Source organism: Alistipes sp. (genome assembly GCF_020026455.1).
Lineage (GTDB): Bacteria > Bacteroidota > Bacteroidia > Bacteroidales > Rikenellaceae > Alistipes.
Map to the genome: position 1 here is coordinate 85,003 of NZ_JAHHQJ010000008.1, position 19,311 is coordinate 104,313.

General features: G+C 59.1%; 12 protein-coding genes. All 12 read left to right on the forward strand.

What is annotated here, in order from left to right:
• The first annotated feature begins 11 nt into the window (after positions 1 to 11).
• The 12 genes from QZ460_RS06295 (at position 12) to QZ460_RS06350 (ending at position 19,311) form a co-directional block, all read left to right on the forward strand.
• The gene (locus QZ460_RS06295) at positions 12 to 920 is read left to right on the forward strand and encodes an efflux RND transporter periplasmic adaptor subunit (RefSeq protein WP_290540727.1); all 909 of its coding nucleotides are present in this window, start codon (positions 12 to 14) and stop codon (positions 918 to 920) included.
• A 15-nt stretch (positions 921 to 935) separates the two neighbouring features.
• Positions 936 to 2,018, forward strand: a complete 1,083-nt coding sequence (locus QZ460_RS06300) for a histidine kinase (protein ID WP_290540728.1) — start codon at positions 936 to 938, stop codon at positions 2,016 to 2,018.
• Positions 1,999 to 2,763, forward strand: coding sequence for a LytTR family DNA-binding domain-containing protein (locus QZ460_RS06305; protein WP_290540729.1), 765 nt, complete (start codon positions 1,999 to 2,001; stop codon positions 2,761 to 2,763). Before QZ460_RS06300 ends, QZ460_RS06305 begins: the two co-directional genes overlap by 20 nt.
• A 286-nt stretch (positions 2,764 to 3,049) precedes the next feature.
• Positions 3,050 to 3,928, forward strand: a complete 879-nt coding sequence (locus QZ460_RS06310) for an AraC family transcriptional regulator (protein WP_290540730.1) — start codon at positions 3,050 to 3,052, stop codon at positions 3,926 to 3,928.
• 366 nt (positions 3,929 to 4,294) lie between these two features.
• A complete protein-coding gene (locus tag QZ460_RS06315; protein WP_366934993.1) occupies positions 4,295 to 4,810 on the forward strand; it encodes a DUF3575 domain-containing protein in 516 nt (171 codons plus the stop codon).
• A gap of 6 nt (positions 4,811 to 4,816) precedes the next feature.
• Positions 4,817 to 6,619 (forward strand): hypothetical protein, encoded by a 1,803-nt coding sequence (locus QZ460_RS06320; protein ID WP_290540732.1) that lies wholly within the window; start codon positions 4,817 to 4,819, stop codon positions 6,617 to 6,619.
• Complete coding sequence (locus tag QZ460_RS06325; protein WP_290540733.1) at positions 6,616 to 7,521, forward strand: hypothetical protein; 906 nt, start codon at positions 6,616 to 6,618, stop codon at positions 7,519 to 7,521. Before QZ460_RS06320 ends, QZ460_RS06325 begins: the two co-directional genes overlap by 4 nt.
• A 51-nt stretch (positions 7,522 to 7,572) precedes the next feature.
• Positions 7,573 to 8,943 carry a hypothetical protein gene (locus QZ460_RS06330; protein WP_290540734.1) on the forward strand — a complete coding sequence of 457 codons (1,371 nt, stop codon included), beginning with the start codon at positions 7,573 to 7,575 and terminating at the stop codon, positions 8,941 to 8,943.
• 78 nt (positions 8,944 to 9,021) lie between these two features.
• A complete protein-coding gene (locus QZ460_RS06335; RefSeq protein ID WP_290540735.1) occupies positions 9,022 to 13,458 on the forward strand; it encodes a hypothetical protein in 4,437 nt (1,478 codons plus the stop codon).
• Between the two features lie 26 nt (positions 13,459 to 13,484).
• Entirely contained in the window at positions 13,485 to 14,663 is a 1,179-nt protein-coding gene (locus tag QZ460_RS06340) for a hypothetical protein (protein ID WP_290540736.1), read from the forward strand.
• Positions 14,664 to 14,684: 21 nt separating this feature from the next.
• On the forward strand, positions 14,685 to 16,979 hold the full coding sequence (locus QZ460_RS06345; protein WP_290540737.1) for a hypothetical protein: 2,295 nt from the start codon (positions 14,685 to 14,687) through the stop codon (positions 16,977 to 16,979).
• Between the two features lie 7 nt (positions 16,980 to 16,986).
• Entirely contained in the window at positions 16,987 to 19,311 is a 2,325-nt protein-coding gene (locus QZ460_RS06350; protein WP_290540738.1) for a hypothetical protein, read from the forward strand.

The window sequence follows — 19,311 nt, forward strand, 5'->3', positions numbered from 1 at the left end:
ATCCTTTTGTCATGAAAAAAATACTCATCCCGTGCGTCGCTCTCCTGTGCGCCTGCTCCAATCCGAAAACTCCGCCCTCTTCGGCTCCGTCGACACCCTCCGGAACCGAACAGAGCGCACCCGCCGACACGGACAAGGCCTCCTTGCCGGCTTCGCAAGCCGATGAGGCGTCGGGCGCTACGGCCGTGCCCAACCGCACCACCTTCAACGGGGTTCTTGTCACATCGCCCCAGCACCATGCCACCGTGACCCTGACCCTGGGAGGCTCGATCCGCAGCACCTCGCTGCTGCCGGGCGCCCGCGTGGAACAGGGCGCCGTGCTGGCCACACTCGAGAATCCCGACTTCATCACCCTGCAACAGACCTATCTGGACGCCCACGCCCAACACGAGTACCTGCTGTCCGAATTCCGGCGTCAGCAGGCCCTGTCCCGCGAGGAGGCCTCGTCGCACAAGCGCTTTCAGCAAAGCAAGGCGGAATACCTGTCCATGCGCAGCCGTATGGATGCGGCAGCCGCCCAGCTCGACCTGCTGGGGGTCGACACGTCACGCCTGCTCACCGAAGGCATCGTCCCCTGCCTCGCCATCAAGGCCCCGATCAGCGGCTATGTCGCCGACGTAAGGATGAACCTCGGGAAACACTTCAGCCCGGGGGAGCCTTTCTGCGAAATCGTGAATAAAAGCGCCCTGATGCTACGCCTGACGGCCTACGAAAAGGACCTGCCCCACCTGCAGGTCGGCGACAGCGTCGAGTTCTCAGTCAACGGACTCAGCGGCGAGCGTTTCCAGGGCACCGTTGCGACAATCGGCCAACAGGTCAACAGCGAGAACCGCTCGATCGAGGTCTATGTCCGCATCGCGAAGCAGAATCCGCAGTTTCGCCCCGGAATGTATGCAACAGCCCGGATATTGCGCAAATAATATTATTTTTGCAGCATGAAGGCATACCGCTCGTTCAGGGACAAATATCTGCTATCCACGCTGATCATTTCGGCCGTGGTTGCCGTCCTCACCCATTTCCCCGAGGTGCTGTCGCTCTCCGACCACTTCGAGCAGCACGCGCTGTTCCCCGGAATCAACCCTGTGGACGTCCTGAACGAAATTCTGTTCACGTTCCTTTCGCTGCTCTTCCTGTTCTGGATCAACGCCCGCATTTTCCGCTTCGGGACCTCGCTGGTCCGCGTCACAAAGGGCAAAATCACCCTTTCGTTCCTGCTGACCTGGGCGTTCAGCAGCCTGCTGGGCCAGCTCTTCGTGTGGCTCCACCACCGGTTCGACATTCCGGCCATCGACGCCATGGTCCACCACTACCTGCATCCGCTGCGTGACCTGATCATCGCCGGCATCATCGCCGGGAGCAATCAGATCATTCACCTGATCCACCGACAGCAGTGTATGGTTGTCGAAAACGAGGAACTGCATACGGAGAGCGTGCGGCATCAGTACGAGTCGCTGAAAAACCAGTTGAATCCGCACATGCTCTTCAATTCGCTCAACACGCTCCAGTCGCTGATCCGCGAATCGCCGCCCAAGGCCCTCGAATACACGCAGGAGCTCTCGCGCGTCCTCCGCTACTCGCTGCAGGACAACGACCAACAGAGCGTGACGCTGGCCGAGGAGATGCAGCGCAGCGAAGCCTACATGTTCCTGATGAAGATGCGCTATGAGGAGAATCTCGTCTTTGACATTGATATCGACGCGGCCCTGTCGGGGCTCCACCTGCCTCCGATGTCGGTCCAGCTGCTGATCGAGAACGCCATCAAGCACAACGAGATCAGCAACCGCAATCCGCTGACGATATCCATCCGCAGCGAATCGGGTCCGTCGCTCGTCGTCCGCAACCGCATACAGGCCAAACGTCAGGCATCGCCCGGTCCCGGCATCGGTCTGGACAATTTGGCCAAACGCTACCGCCTGCTGTGGCAGCAGGAGATCCAGATCTCGACCGACGAGGAGATGTTCTGCGTCCGGATTCCGCTTCACCAACCCGACAACGCCCATGAAAGCACTCATCATTGAAGACGAAAAGGCTGCCGTACGTAACCTGAAGGCCCTGCTGAAGGAGGTCAGCCCCTCAACGGAGGTCATCGACGTGATCGACAGCGTCCGTGACGCCGTCGCCTGGTTCGGGACCCATCAGCGTCCGGACCTTGTCTTTCTGGATATCCATCTGGCCGACGGCTCCTCGTTCGAGATCTTCGACCATGTGCGGATTCCCGCCCCGGTCATCTTCACCACGGCCTACGACGAGTATGCGCTCAAGGCCTTCAAGGTCAACAGCATCGACTACCTGCTCAAGCCGATCGGAGCCGCCGATCTGCGCCAGGCGCTCGCCAAGTTCGAGGAGCTGCACAAGGCTTCGGATCCCGGGGAGTCGCTGGCCTCGCTCGTGCGGAGCATGCAACGGCACGAGCGCTTCAAGACCCATTTTCTGATTCCGTACAAGGGCGACAAGCTGATCCCGCTGGCTGTCAGCCAAGTGCAGTATTTCTGTATTGCCGACGGGACCACCAGAGCGGTGATCAGCGCCAGCGAATCGTATGTTCTTCCACACACGCTCGACGAACTGGCAGAGCGTATCGACCCCGATCAGTTTTTCCGGGCCAATCGCCAATACCTCATTTCGCGCCATGCCGTGCGGGATATAGACCTGTGGTTCAACAACCGCCTGTCGATCAACCTCCGGGTTCCGACCGAGGGGAAGATCCTCGTCAGCAAACTCCGCGTCAATGACTTCAAGACCTGGTTTGCGGGGTATAAATAGCAATCCATAGCCGCCGGGCAACGGGGAGCCGGGGCGGCCCGGGCAGGCGACGACAGGAAGCCCGAGAGTAGACGGCGGCCGGAGACAGACAGCGGCGACGAGGAGCCCGGGAGGAGGACGACGACGGGGAGCCGGCGGGAAGCAAAGCCCCAAAATCGGGAACACATCATCTCCAAAGCGAAAAAACAGACGATTTTACATCCAGTAATGAACATTGTCGTAGCCCCAAAAATTATATTTTTGCATGGCGTAAATAAATAATACAACTCTCATTCGGTCTCTGTTTATGTATGATTTCTGCGATTTACAATACACCGACGAACATCAGAATTGCATCTACTACACCAACGCGACACCCCAAAACCTGCTCACCAGGACACTGCGCAAAGGCGCATACATGACTCTCAAGGAAAACGACACGAACACACTGATCTTCATCCTCGAGGGAAGCATCACCTCCGACATCGCCCGCTACAAGAACGTGACGGTCAACGAAGGCGAATTTATCTTTGCCGAAAACGGAAACGAAATGCTCATCAAGGCCTTGGCCGACTCCACCATCATATGGGCCGGAGTGAAGGGACAGATGAGTCTCTGCAACGAATACTCCTTCAAGGATTTGATGGCCTACTACAAGAAGAACAAACGCCGTCTGGGCAAAGAGACCGAACCGTTCAAACTGCCCATCAACCACATCCTCCGCAAGGAACTGGAGAGCACCTGCGACACCCTCAACAAGGGAATGCTGTGCGCCCACTACCAGAAACTGAAGATCAACATCCTGCTGATGCTCCTCAGGGCCTTCTACACCAAGGACGACCTGGTGCGGCTCTTCCGCCCCATCCTCAACGAAGACAACGAATTCAAACACGCGGTGCAGGCGGCCTACAACGACCAGCTCAATGTGCAGGAGCTCATGACGGCACTCAACCTGTCGGAGAGCACCTTCAACCGCAAGTTCACCAAGGTCTTCGGCATGACGGCCGGCAAATACATCACCCGGCGCAAAAAAGACCAGGTGCTGCGCTACCTGCTCTTCTCCGACTTATCGGAGAAGGAGATTTCCGAGAAATTCAAATTCACACCCGGCTACATCGTGAAATTCAGCAAAAACCACTTCGGGAAAACACCCTCGGAGCTCCGGGCCGAACACGAAACGGAGTAGCCGAAGAAAAGAGCCGAAAACAGGACGCACGGTTGCAAACAAAAGTTTGCAACCGTGCGTTTTTTCGCGCAGACGCCCTTTCGGTATTTCATCCGCCAATACGGAATTACAGACCTGAAAATCAGAAAAATAAAACAGCACCAAAGCGACCAGTCACCCGGTTCGGGCCCCGGATGGGAGGGTGACTGGAAATGATAACTTCCTGACTGAAAATGACAAGGCAAGTGTTCGGCCCGAATGCATTACATTCCGTAAATTTGCGCCCGGAAACCAACGAAATCGGATAGTCGAAGGGGCAATCGTCCCACCCACCGGAGCCAACGGCCGATTTCGGACAGCTCATCGCGCATGAAAAAATATGTAATATTGCTACTTACCCTCCTCGGCCTGGGACAGGCTGCCTCGGCGCAAAAGATCGCCGTGAAGACCAATGCCCTCTATTGGCTGACGACCACCATCAACGGCGGTGCGGAGATTGCCCTCCGTCCGCATTCGACCCTCGATTTGTCGGGCGCCTACAATCCGTGGAACTTCAGCGGTGGCGAAAAGATTCATTTCTGGCTCGCACAACCCGAATACCGCTATTGGTTCTGCGAGAAATTCGAGGGCCACTTCATGGGGATTCACGCCCATGGCGGACAATTCTTCGCAGCACTCGACGACAAGCGTTACGACGGTAATTTCGTGGGCGGAGGCCTCTCCTACGGCTTCGACTGGATTCTATCCCCGCACTGGAACATCGAGACCACCATCGGTGTGGGCTACGCCTACATCTGGTACAAGGAGGGGCCCTGGCTGCCCTGCATCAAGTGTCAGGAGAACAAGTACAAGCATTACATCGGCCCCACGAAGATCGGTGTGACATTCACTTACCTATTTTAGGACGACATGAAGAGTTGGATTTACAATATCGGAATTTGCGTGACGGCAACCGCCCTGATCACGGGCTGCGCCGCAGAGAAAAAGACTCCGCAACGCGTCAGCGTCACCCCGTCGCCCTGCGTGGTCACACCCGACGAACACAACCGCGTCACACTCGACATGACGATGCACGTGCCGGCAAACTATCTCTCCACGCGCTGCCGGCTGGTGATGACGCCCCACTTGCTGGTGGACGACTCGCTGCGCTGCGCCTACACCCCCTCGATGCTCGATGCCCCCATATTCGACAGGAAGATGGAGCGTCGCAAACGTCTGGAGGGCTATCAGGACCCCTATGCCGGTCGCACGGTGAAGATGGACAAGGTGCGAAAAGCCTATGACCTGCCCTACAACGAGACGATAACCCTCCCCGAGGATGTCGACGAGGGCCGCATCGTGGCGGTGGTCGAGGCCAACGGCTGCGGACGCTGCCGCACGATGGACACCGTAACGGTGGCTTCGGTGACCAATCCCGTGACCCTGATCCCCGAGGCCAAGGAGGCAATGCACCTCGACTGGATCGAGCCCGAATTCGTCATCCGGCCCAAGGTCGTGGAGGGCAGGGGCGTGGCACGCCTGCAATTCGCCATCAACAGCTACGGCATTGACCTCGAAATGGGCGACAACCGTTCGGAACTGGAACAGATGACCCGCACCCTCGCCCCCATTCTGGAGGATTCGCTGGCGACGCTCTCCTCGCTGAAGATCATAGGCATGGCCTCGGCCGACGGACGGCTCGCCACCAACTCCCGGCTGGCACACCAGCGTGCCGAAGCGGCGGCAAAGTGGCTGACCGCACAGCTCGACCCCTCGCAGCAGACCCTGCACGGAATCAGCATCGGCAGCCGTCCCGAGGGCTGGCAGCCGGTCGTTGATGCCATGATCCAGGCCCAGGACAGGGACACGGCCGCCGTGTTGGGAGTGCTCCGCAAGTATGCCGACCGCGACGACGACGTGCAGGAGTACTTCATCCGCCGGCTGCCCTGCTGGCCGAAAATCAGAAACCGCTATCTGCAAAAAGACCGCAAGGTCGAGTACCTCTATACTTACCATATAAAGAGCTTCACCACCGACGAGGAGCTCAGGGCGATGTACTCCAGACGTCCCGATGCCTTCAACGAGGAGGAACTGCTGCGTGTCGCCACGCTCGCCCAAAGCCCCGAAGAGAAGAAGGAGGTCTACCATACGCTGCTCCACTACTTCCCCTCGTCGCAGGTGGCGGCCAACAATCTGGCGGTGCTCTACCTCCGCGAGGGCAAGACCGAGGAGGCTCAACGCATCGTCGCCATCCCCGAATCCTGCTCCGAGGAGATGCTCAACACGCTGGCCGTAAGCTATGTCTACACCAACGACTACGAAAAGGCCGTGGAGCTGCTGCAGGAGATCGACTCCCCGCAGGCACGCTATAATCTGGGTATCATCCGCGCCAAGCAGCGCCAATTGACCGAAGCGCACGAGCTGATGCAGCCGTTCCGCGACCTCAACAGCGCCATCTGCGCATTGAGTGTCAATCGGACGGAGGAAGCCGACGGGATCATGCGTCAGATTGACGACGAGCGTCCCGTGGCCGAGTATGTGAGGGCCCTCATTGCCGCCCGCCAAGGCGACGGGAAGGCCGTCATGCGCCACCTCGCCCCCGCCTGCCGTGAGGAGCAACTCCGCAAGAGAGCCGCCAACGAGGGGGTCTTCCTCCCCTACCACGAACTGGAGGAGTTCCGCAGCATCCTGGCTCCGGAAGCGGAGGATTTACAAACTGAGTTGCGAAAATGAGAAACAACACAACATACCGGATATTGTTGGCAGGAGGTCTCCTGCTGCTCGCCAGCTCCTGCATCAAGGACGAGGATTTGCGCCCCTGTCCGCCGCTGATGGTAACCATCGAAGTGAAGGACAAGAACTACTTCAACATCGGGGCCGTGGAGTCGGAGCAGCGTCGCGACGAGAATCTCCCCTTCAAGGCCTATGTCCCCACGCTCTACTACCGCCTGCAACGGATCGACGACGACGGCACGGCAACGCTCATGACCGAGCACAGGCTGGCCAAGGTGGAGGGCGACGAGCGAAGCATCGAAGTGGTTTTTCCCGATGCCTATCCCCACGGAAAATACGTGATGACCACCTGGGGCGGTCTTCACGACATGGCGGCTCTCGACGAGAAGCGCGAACAGGTGACCTTTCACCCCCAGAACCGGGGCGGAGACGACATCTACATGTCGCACGACACCCTGATCTACGATGCCTACAGGCACGACTACTCCGTAGAACTCGAACGCACGAAAGGAAAACTCATTGTCGAGGGCAAGGACCTGCCTTTGGAAATCCACTACGCGACCAAACAGATCGCATCGGTAGCCCGTCACATGGATTTGGCCTTCCGCTACTGGGAACCGACCTTCCTCCATGAGGAGAACGACTGGGAGGGACAACAGCATGTGGTCTTCAAGACCCTGGCCTCGCCCTCACTGACCGAGCACGGAACGCAGGTGACCATCAGGTGCTACGACTCTCCGCAGCACGACGTGGCACTCCTCTCGCCGCCGCCCGTGAAGCTGAGCATCGAGCGGAACCGGCTCTCCGCCATACGCTACGTCTACGAGGGACAGGACCGATTCAAGGTCTACGTGCTGGTCAACGACAATTGGGAGCTGATTCACGACATGGACATCGAATGACACAAGAAACACATATATATACACCAATTCAATCACTTAACAAACAACATCATGAAAAAAAGCAATTTACTTTTCATGCTCGCAGCAGGAGCGTTGACGCTCACGGCCTGCAGCAACGACGATCCCATCGCCAAGGAAGGTAATGGTGCAGGCAATGATGCCCAGCAGATTGTCCTCCAGGTGGCCAACGGTGGCGATGCACTCACGACACGTGCCGGACGCCCGCTCTTGAGCTCCGAGGCCAAACAGAGCATCGAGAACGTCCACATCATCATCACCACCACAGACGGTACGGTTGTCGACCACCAGAATGTGGAGAACTGGAACACCGAGTCGACCCCCTATACGGGCAGCAGCAACGGTCGCGAGAAGATTGTCACGCTGAACAAGAAACTCGAAGCAGGTACCTACCGCATCTACGCCGTAGGCCACAGCAACTCCACGGCTTACACCTTTGAGGATCAGGGCACGAAGAAATTTGGCCCCAACGCCATCCTCACCATGACCAAGTCGGGCGACAAGACCGTCGCCGAAGAGATTTTCGCGGGTTCGGTCGATCAGACCGTTGAAGCAGGCAAGGGTTTCCGCCCCACCATCGTTCTTCACCGTCAGGTAGCAGGTATCTTCACCTACATGTCGAACATCCCCTACTACCACGAGGGCAACGCCGACAAAGGTGTTACCGGCACACAACTGCGTCTCTACGCTGTTGCCAACAGCCCCAAGCTGGTATTGGGTAACTTTATCAGCCAGGAACTCATGGCAAACGGCACCAACACGACGACCAACGTCATCAACGGCGCCGGTCAGACGACTGAAAAGACGCTGATTTACACCATCGAGCTCAACAAATGGTTCAAGACGATCAAGGACGCCAACAACGACCGCCTGATCGATACCTATGAGACCGAAGAGGGGCAGTTCGACAACTGGCAGAACCCCTACAAGAAGGCCACTTCCGACGGCAAGACCTACTACGAGTCAACCTTCGTCAAGGGTTCGGTATTCGGCGGCGAGTTCATCATCCCCTTCAAGTCGGTAGCCGACAACAACACCTTCGTTCTGGAGATGACCAACGACGACGGCAGCCACTCGTTCCAGAGCTGGGTCATCAAACTCGGCACGAGCGATACTCCTGCAACCAGCGCAACGATCTGGACCGAGGACGCATTCTCTCCCTCATCTGAACTCAAGGATACGGAGACCAGCTACAGCGTATTCCGCAACCACCTCTATGGCGTAGGTACCAAGGTTAAGGACGGCGAGACCTCGCCCGAGCAGCCCGACCCCGAGCAGCCCGACCCCAACCCCGAGAAGCCCGAGCCCGACACGAATACCCCCACGCCCATCGACAAAAAGCAGGAACTGACGCTTCGTGTCAACGACAACTGGGAAATAATTCACCACATGGAAATCGAGTAATCGCTCTTCCGGACAAAAAAATTACCCCGATATGGAGTTTGAAATATCGGGGTAATTTTAAAATTTAAATCTTCAGACATGAACAACTTGCGTCTTTTCCACATTCTATCCGTCCTGTTGCTCTCCGCGTGGGGCTGCACCAAGGAGGAGCTTTCCTCCCCTGTCAATGTGCTGCACGATGAAGAACAGGGCAACACGACTCGTGTTACGGAATTCACTTCGGGAATGGTCAAAAACCCCGACGGTACATGGAGCACCCTGCGCCGCGTGCCTCTGGTCGGAATGGGACGCATGGTCGATAATTATGCAGATGCACTGGTGTCGGTTCTCTCATCGGACACCAATCTTGACAACATCACCGATACCGATTTACAAAATGCAGCAGCATTCGGCAACGGATTGGTCAGCGCCGAAGTGCTCGCCGACGAAATCGTTTCGGTGAAAGATATACACCGCACATACGCCGCAGGTCAGAAGGTCGGCTTTGTGATTAAAGCATCCGAGAGCGGACTGCTCACGCTCGACGTACTGAAAAAATTCTGGCTGCAAACCTATCTCGATGACAAAAAGGTCGAATCATCGGCCGACCAATCATCGACAGGCAGCGGACTGCTCAAACTGGAGCTCATCAGTATCGCCAACAACGACGGATTGCAGGAGGTGTCGTTTACCGCCACAAAACCTTTTGACGAGGTAGCACTCTCCATTGGAGGTGTTTCCGCTTCCGTACTCCAAAAAATGAGCATTCTCTACGCCTTCGTGGGAGAGAATCCAATGAAATATGCCTACACGGGCAGTGTCGATTACGAAAATGCCCAACTGGTCAAAAAAACATCGTGGACGGGCGGCGCGATCTACAACACCGACCGCATCGTCGACAGCGACCTCACCAACTTCGCACTCTTTGAGGGATTGACGGGGCTGCTCCCCGGATTGTTCGTCTCGCCGCGTGTGGCCGTCGACCTGGGCAAGGTCGTGCCCGCCGGCACGGAGGTGGGATTCGAGGTGGCATCGTCCGACGTCCTGAGCATCGACCTGCTGAAGGGCGGGGTGCAGCTGGCCACCTACACCGATGTGGACAGCAACACGCGTCAGGATTTTGTCGACGCCGCAAGTGTCGTCGGGATTTCGGCATTGTCCGGAGGCCGCAGCCGCATCAACATGAAGACCACGAAACCCTATCGTATCGTCTACGTCCAGTTCGGCCGCCCGGGTCTCGAGGTCCGGATCGGCTCGACGCAGATCTACTACGCCTACACGCGCGACGAGGTGACCCTCGACGAAACGTCGTTCTTCTCGATGCCCGACCACACCTCCATCAAGCACAACTCGATGCGGTTGCCCACTCCGGCCGAAGGAACCGTGACATGGCACATCGCCCGACAGGAGGAGGGCACCATGCCCGAGGTGGTGACCGAAAACAACTTCACCCGCATAAAGGGAATGTCGAAAAACGGAACGTACGAACTGGTGGGCGTCTACACCAGCCCCGAGGGCAAATGCATTACCACCAAGACCATCATCACGCGCAACGCCGCGGAGCCGGGCAGCAAATGCAACCAGCTCATCGGTTCGAAATACGGTGCCACGATAGGCCAGGGTTACGGCTTTGACGGCGGTCTGATCCAGATATTGGTCAATGGCAAGGATGCCGGCAACATCACCGACAACGACCCCGACACCTACTCGCGTTACGGCGAGGGCATATCGGTGGCCAAGAACCTCTGCATCGTGGCCATCGACCTCAAAACCCCCATTTCGCCCCAGGAGACGGGCAACACGAAGATCCGAGCCGGATTCACCCTGCAGACCACCTTCGACTTCCTGTCTGCCGACTTGCTTAACTTCTTTGTCGTGAAGCTCTACAGGCAGGGCAAACTCGTGGCGGAGAGCTACCACAGCGGGGCCCAGGGTCAAGAATTCAACACACTGGGAGTTAGCCTCATAGGCACCAAATCCGACAAGTTCAGGGTCTACATCGAAACCTCCGAGGCCTTCGATCACATGGAGTTGTGGTCGGCCGGAGTGCTAAAACTCGGTCTGGCGGAGCGACGCATCTACAACGCCTTTTGGGAGAGTGCCGACCCCGAGGTGGCATGCCCTTCGACCGGGATCTTTGACGCCGGACTGGAATTCCTCACCACAACCGAAAACCATGCCGTCATCGACTACAGGAACACCTACCCCAACCGTTCGTTGGCCGGTGTCGCGCCGCGTTTCATCAACCTGAGCAAATACCTCGATTCCAGCAGGGAGACCTCGGCGCTCCTCCACTGTACCACCGTGGCGGGCAAGAACCAGATCGCCGTGAAGTTCGACGAGATACCCGCCCCGGCATCGGGCCCCGCACAGGCGACCCGGGCCGGAGAGTTGCCCACTCCGGCTCACCATATTGTGGGAGTGCTGATCCGCAAACCCATGGGATTGGATGTCGAGCTGCTCAACAATCAGACCATGCAGATCATGCACGGCGACCGTGTAGTGAAGGAGGTCTCGAATTTTCGGCTGGCCGATGCCGACGTGATCGGCAAATCGGGCGACATGTATGTCGAGACCGATATTACGGAAGCCTTTGACGGCGTGCGTTACAATTACATCACCACGGCCAGCATCACCAACATTCCCGAATTTACCGGTGTATATGCCCGTCTCGATCTCGACGGAGACGGCATTCCCGACGGTTCGGAGGGCGATGTAACACCTCCCTCCCCCGTTCTTCCCGAGGAGCGTCTGCAAGGCGTCGTCGAACCGGCCCACATCTGCCAGAACTCCGAACTGGTCATCACCCTCACACAAGGGGCCCGCCCAGACAAGGAGTACAACATCATCTGCTCCAACATCATGGACAACTACAGCGAGACGGGATTCTACAACCAGCGTCTCTCCGCATCCAACACCTTCACCCTCAAGACCCTGCCCGTGGGTGTATTCGACATCGAGGTGTCGGAGGCGGAGAACATCCACAACCACACCGACAAGATGCGGGCCACGGTTCACCCCCTGCGCACCACATGGAAGACCGATGCACAGTCCGACGAGTGGAACAACTGGAAGAACTGGACCGACGGATCGCCGTGGAAGTGTACCGATGTCGTCATCCCGGCCCAGTGCCACCGCTACCCCGAATTGCAGGAGACCGAGACGAACTATTGTGCCAACCTCCACATCGCCCACCACGGCGAGATTGTCGGCACACAGAACCTCGCCTATTCGGGTCACGTGTGGGTAGACATGTCGATGCCGTCGGGCCACTACTTCCTGCTCGCGGCACCGCTCAAACAGATGGTCACGGGCGACATGTTCATCCCCTCGAAGTGGCACGGCGACCATTCGCAGGAGCGGTTGTTCATCAGGCTCAATGCCATCACCGCCCCCGAAAACCGGTTCTCACCGCGCATCTACCAGCGTTTCTGGAGTTGCGAGGCGGAAGGCAAGGTGATCACCGACGGCGCGCTCGAAAATCAGGTGGTCTGCTCCCAGACCGACTGGACTGCCCCCTTCAATGCGGTGGCCGAGCCCTACAAGGCAGGTGCGGGCTTCATGGTGCGCAGCGAGAAGGAGTCCCTGGGAAGCGACATGCTCTCCTTCCGGTTCCCCAAACTGCACGACGAATATACCTACTACGATGCAACGGGAGCTTCGACGGGTCTCACCGAGCATGTGAACCGCACCACGGAGGTCGGCCACTTCATCTTCGAGGGCGCAAGTACGGGCACGGGCCGCAACTGGAGCTACGAAGTCACCGTGGAGAACGCGCTGCCCGACGGCAACGTCTTCGTGGCGGGCAATCCCCTGATGTGCCACATCGACATTGCCCGTTTCCTCGAGGTCAACAGTGCCGTCATCAGCGAAGTCCGGCTCTTCAACGGCAACGGCATCTACACCACCAAGGCCGACGGCCGGGAGGTGGTCGCCACCTCACCCACGTTCACCCACATCGCCCCGATGCAGGGTTTCTACGTGGTGTCGAAGTCCCCGGCCAAGCAGCTGCGCCTGCGGTTCAATGCCGACATGCAGGCCCAGAAACCCGGCTACAACATAGCATCGCTGCTCTCGGCCCCGGCGACACGCTCCCTGGCGGCACAGACACGCACACAGGACACCCCGGAGAACGACTTGCAGATCGAGGCGAGCTGCGAGGGACTGGGCACACACTGCATGGTCAGACACCGCGCCTCGGCCAACAACGGCTACGTCCCCCGGGAGGATGCACGCCTGCTCTACGACAAGGAGGCCGCCCCGACCGTGGCCGTCTTCACCGTGAGCGAAAACAAGGCCCTTGAAATCAGCCAGGTGGCCGACTGCCGCGAGATCCCGCTGGGCATCATACTGCCCAGGGAGGGACGCGTGCAGCTCACCCTCACCCACGGCAGCAACGACGTGTGGAGCACGTGGGTATTGGAAGACAGAGAGTCGGGCAGGCGTTACCCCCTGTCGGGCCGACAGACCTGCATCGATTTGGGCTCGAGCAAAAGTTGCACGGGGCGCTATCGCCTGGTCAAAAACCACGAATAAAAAGGCCTGAAAGAAACGATCAAGCTATGACGATAAAATCCACATATCTGGCTCTGGCGACGGGCGCGGCACTGCTGCTGGCGGGCTGCTCGCGCGATGCGGAGCCGTCCGTCACCGACGCCGAAGGTCCGGCCGTGACCCTCCGCATGAGGGTCAGCACACGCGCACTCGCCGCCGACGGCAGCCCCATCACCTACCCCACCAACTCCATCACCGGCGAACAGCACGCCTCGACCGTCTACGTCTATGTATTCGAGGGCCGCGGCAACGACGCCACCTACACGGGATTTTGTGCCAATGCGGGATGGAGCGAGTATTTTGAGTTGCACCCCGATCCCGCGACCCACGGTCTTCCCGTCCACACGGCGGAGATGACCTGCAAATTCGGATATCGGTTCTCCGCCGGCGGCTACTACACGCTTCTGGGTGTGGCGGTCAACGAGGCCGCCAAGGAGGCCTTCAACTGTCCGATCGCCTTCGCGCCGGGAGCGACCCTGCGCTCCACACAGGCGACACTCGCCGCACAGGAGCTCACGTCGCGGATTCGCAACTCGGAAATCTACATCGGCACCCGCGAACTGCTCTACGAAAAAGACCTGCTCACCCTTCCCGAGGTGGAGATGTCGCGCCGTGTGGCAGGGGTGATGGGCTACTTCAGGAATGTGCCCGACAAAATCTACATCGACGACCGCCTGCACGAGGTGAAGGAGGTGAGACTGACGCTCTACACCCGCCAGAACACCACGCTGCCCCTCATGCAGCGGCGGCAGGCTCCCTTCTTCGAAGACTTCGTCGCCAGCCCCTCGCAGGCTGCGGACGGCGAGGTGCTGTTCTCGCTGCCCGTGTCTGCGAACATCGACCCGAAGGAGATCGTCAGCGGCGGCAGTTATGTGCTTCCGGCCGAAGCCCCCAGCAAGGGCATCTACACCATGCACGTGGATTTGGCAGGCGATGACGGCATTCTGAAGTCCATCCGCGTGAAGCTCCCCGACGGCGATACCCTCGACGAGGGCCAAACGGGTGGCGGCACGGGCATCATCGACTCGGAGAGCGCCTTCCGCTTCCCGATTGTGGCCAACCATTTCTATGCGCTGGGCCGCCCCTCGGAGCCCATCGACCTGAAGGGCAACGGCAGCGACCTGGTCATCACCATCGACAAGGACTGGTCGGAAAACAACGATTTGGAAGTCGGCGAAAGGCCCTAATCCGAAAAAACAAACGATCGTATGAACTATCTTCATCTGTATCTCACCACGCTCGCACTGCTGCTGGCGGCATCCTGCTCCAAGGAGGAGAGCGCAGGGCAGGGCACCCTCCGGGAAACACGCATCTGCCTCTCGTTTTCGGGCGAGGCCGCCACGCGCGGGGAGCTCGACAGCAACGATGCGGGGCTGCACGACATCACCACCGCCTATCTCTACATCTTCGAAGGTACGACGGCCGATGCGCCCTGCATCGCAAGGCACGACATCGGATGGCAGGCCGGCACGCCCACCCGCGAATATTGGATCAGCCACTACCTGAAGCCCAATACCGCCTACACCTATATTGCCGCAGGCTGGGACTCCGCCTCGGGCGAGGTCTACTCGCTTCCCAACGCCGTGGAAGCGGGGACAACGCTGGGCAAGGCCGTGGCGCGCCTCGCCCCGCAACAGGGCAAGGACCGGATGGCGGCCTCGCAAATCTACGCCGGGCAGTGTGTCAGGGAGATTCGCCCGAACGAATTGAGCGTAAGGGTGAACATCACCATGCGCCGCAAGATGGCCGGCGTGCTGGCCTACTTCGAGAGCGTGCCCTACAAGGTCAATGAGCAGGTCGTCGATCAGGTGAGGGTGAGGCTGCACACCGCACAGAACACCGTCGTGCCCCTGTGGCACGACACGGCCCTCGCCGATGTCTTCGGCTCGGCTCCGTTGGAGGGCGACGACGGCGTACTCCTGTCGTGGGACATGAGCGGCTACACCCACAACGACGACATCTACACCTCGGCCCCCGTAGTCAACGCTTCGGGCCAGACCGTACAGTTGGAGAACACCCTGCTGGCGGGTGCATTCCTCTTGCCCGTGGCGCAGTCGGCCGCAGCGCCCACGCTCTGCATCGAGTTGTGCAATGCATCGGGCGATGTGCTGAAGACCTTCGACGTCCGCCACAACAACAGGCTGCAGTTCGACCTCAGGGAGAACTGCTATTACAGCATGGGCACCAAACTCTCGGCCAACACCATCGAGGGCGACCGTCCCATACCCCTGAGCGGCAAATACGTCGACATCCACCTCGCAAACATCGCCCAGTGGGACGAGATCGTCTCCAATCAGGGTTTCGAGTCTATACAGGGCGTGGCACGCATACTGACCGACATCAACCCCGAGAAGTACATCTTCGATGCGACGTGCCGCACGCTGGACATTTTCATCAAGCAGGGCACTCCACAAAAGCAGTGGTCGCTTTCGGTGGTCTACGACCCCTATGTCGATGCACAGGGCATCACCCAGCCCGCCGGCAATCCCGCATTCAAGGATGCCGCCCAAGATGATCTGAGAGACTGGATCCACATCGCCGACACAGACGCCGAAGGCAACATCACCGGCTATGTCAACCAGAAGATCCAGGCCGACGGCAGCAGCCAGGTGGTCCGCATCGTGGTGAACGATTACGTCGTGCAGCGCAACCTCACCAACGGCACGGGGCCGGTAACGGCAGCCGACAACGGCACCCGCATCACCGATCCCAAGGTGGCGGCCCTCTTCAAGAACGACATCCGCACGGCCTATCTGAAGATTTCGACCGAGGGCGGCGCGCCGCTCTACTACCGCATCCGCCAATACAACGCGCTGACCATACACACCGACTACACGGACAAGGAATCGGACAAATCCATCTTCAACCCCGATCCCAACCCCTACCGCGCCGTGGCCCGCCTGGACTACGGTTGGAAATACGACGAAAACACGGGGCTTCCCGTGCATGCACAGGCCCCCGACGAGGGCCAGACCGACCCGGCGAACATCCGTTGGGGATTCTTCAAGTCGGCAACGGTGGTCTACGCGGATTTCAACGGTCCGATCATCAAGGCCTACATGAGTTGTGACGACGGTCAGATGAACACCCGCGCCATGATGCGCAAATGCGAAGGCAGCCGCTCCAACAACATCAAACTCGCATATCCCGGATGTGCCGTGCGCCGTCTCCAAGTCCCCTTCACGGAGATACGGACCAACGAAAACCTCGTGGTCGAGGATACCAACACGGGCCTTCATATCGACAAACAGTACTGGTATCTGCCGGCCGGAAACGAGATGCTGGGCATCGCCAAGAATTTCGAAGACGATGCGGCCGGTGCCGCCGCCCTCGATTTGTTCGGCATCGAGGCCAATTCGGACTACTGGACATCGACCGACCACGAATCAAACATCCACAAAGCCCACTTTGTCACCGCAACGGCACACGCAACCCTCAACACGGCCCGCAAGGAGGAATACAAACGCGCGCGACGCATGCGCCACTTCGGAAAAGTAAATTAGAACGACCATGAACAAGTTTTTCCAACTCATACTGTGCGGTCTGCTCCTGCCGACGGCGTGCAGCAAGGATTTCGACGGACCAGAGCCGGCCGGCGGCGGGCAGGGCATCACCCTGAGCATCGTCCCCGACCGGCCAATGACCATAACCAGCCGCGCGGAGGAGGGTTCCGACATCGCCGACGACACCTGCGTGGAACACATCATCATCTACGCCTTCAACGGCGACGGCACTCTCTATCAGCGGTTCCAGCAGAACTTGGGCTCGCCGACGCTGGAGGGCGACAACGCCCCCGTCTACAAGATACAGCTGCTGCTCAAATCGCCCAACGCCCTGCATCTGGCGGCCGTGTGCAACTATCCCGAGTTGTGGGACAAGAGCGGAAACGAAGACATCACCCTTTCCGAACTGCGCCATGCCACCTTCGAAGGACAGGGGGCGGACTGTGCCTTCCAGGGGCTGATGATCATGAGCGGCGAGGTCGATCTCTCCGTCGAAGAGATGAACGACAGGGGCGCCCATCTGCAACTCATCGTCAAACGCATCTCCTCCAAAGTGGAATTCACGGTCAATTTCGACCCCGAGGTGGCCACCGACCAATTCCTGCTGTCGGGGGTCAAAATCTGCAATATCCCGCTGCGCAGCCACATCCTTGAGGCCCCGGCCAACTATGTCGTCGACACCGAGGGCAACTACGACGGCGCACAGGGCGATGCCGTACACGAGACCATACCACAGCCCCTGCCCGAGAACTACTCGCCGCGCGAGGACTTCTACCTTGCCCAGGCCTCGCTGAAAACCTCGCCTGCCGGCGAGCACTCCCTGCAGGCCAGCTTCTACCTCTTCGAGAACCGCCGCGGCCGCAAGAACGACCTCTCCTACTTCAAGAAGGAGTATGCACAGACTCGCTACTACCAGACCCTGATGGGTCGTCTGGGTCAGGAGGAGTACCCCACGGCCACCTATCTGCTGGTCGAGGGGATCTACATCTCGGGCAACGGCAAACGCACGGAGCATGTCGCCTACCGCATCTATGTCGGTCAGCCCCAACCCTATGACGCGAACACGCCCAACAACGACCAAGTCAATTTCAACGACTTCAACGTCTGTCGCAACTCGCATTACCGCATGACCACCACCATCAGGGCGGCCGACGACATCGACACCCGCATATCGGCGCAACTGCTCACACGCTCCACCATCACGCCGTTCTTCAACACGCCGCTCGACGCCCACTACGGCACGGGCATGTGCTATGCCTACACGGGCAACAGGAATTGGGAACTGTATGTCGAAGAACCCGACCTCCACCCGTGGTTGGAGATTTCGCTCTCGCCCCGGTATCGTCCCCGTCTGGCCGGCGAGGTCATCCCCGACGATCAGAGGGGACACTACGCCTGCACCCACATCGAGAGCCGCGGAAATGCCCTCTCGCAGTACTTCTACATCCACACCGACGAGTACATCCCCGAGAACCCCTCGGCCGATGAGAATGCCAACCTCCACAACGGCGTGAACATCGCCCTCGACGAGGCATCGTGGCGCACGGGCTATGTCGTCCTGCGCGACAAGGAGAACAATTCGGTCTGCCGTTTCAAGGTGCAGCAACGCCCCGCACAGGTGGTGCGGATGCCGCTGACCAACGCCCTGGGGCACCCCACGGGCGAGTACAACGAGTATTATGTGGAGTATGAGCTGGAGCGCACGGGCCTGCAGTTCGGATTCCTGCGCTATGGGGCCAACCCCGTGATGACGAGCATGATAAACGACCGCTGGGACGGTCTGGCCAACACGCGCCGTCTGTACGAGGAGGCCATCAAGCCGGGCGGCGCCTACAACCCCCGGACCAGCGGCAGCCTGCTGCACCCCATCTACAAATACGACACCCCCGAAGAGGCGGCACGCGCCCTGCCCGACAATGCCGGAGAAGACCTCATCGGCTACATGACCACCAAGAACCGCGACCGCAACGGCAACGGATACATCGACTATGACGAAATCGAGTGGTATGTCCCGGCCGTCGACGAGCTGGCCTACCTGTGGGAGGTCATCTCGCGCGGACATCTTTGCTTCGAGAACGACGAGGGGCGGTTCCACTCATCGACCCCTTATCTGGCCGGCTACACCGCCGAAGTGCCGGGACGCTCGTTCTATGTCAAGACCTCGAACGGCAAGAAGAAAGCCGCCTTCACCATGCGCGACCGCCAATACAACATCATCTGCTGCCGCAGAAAGAACGCCTGGACGGGAAAACCCGACGGCGGGATAGACGGCCATGTGGAGGTCGACACCGACTGGGGTGCCGACGAGAACGATCTTCTACCCAAACAATGA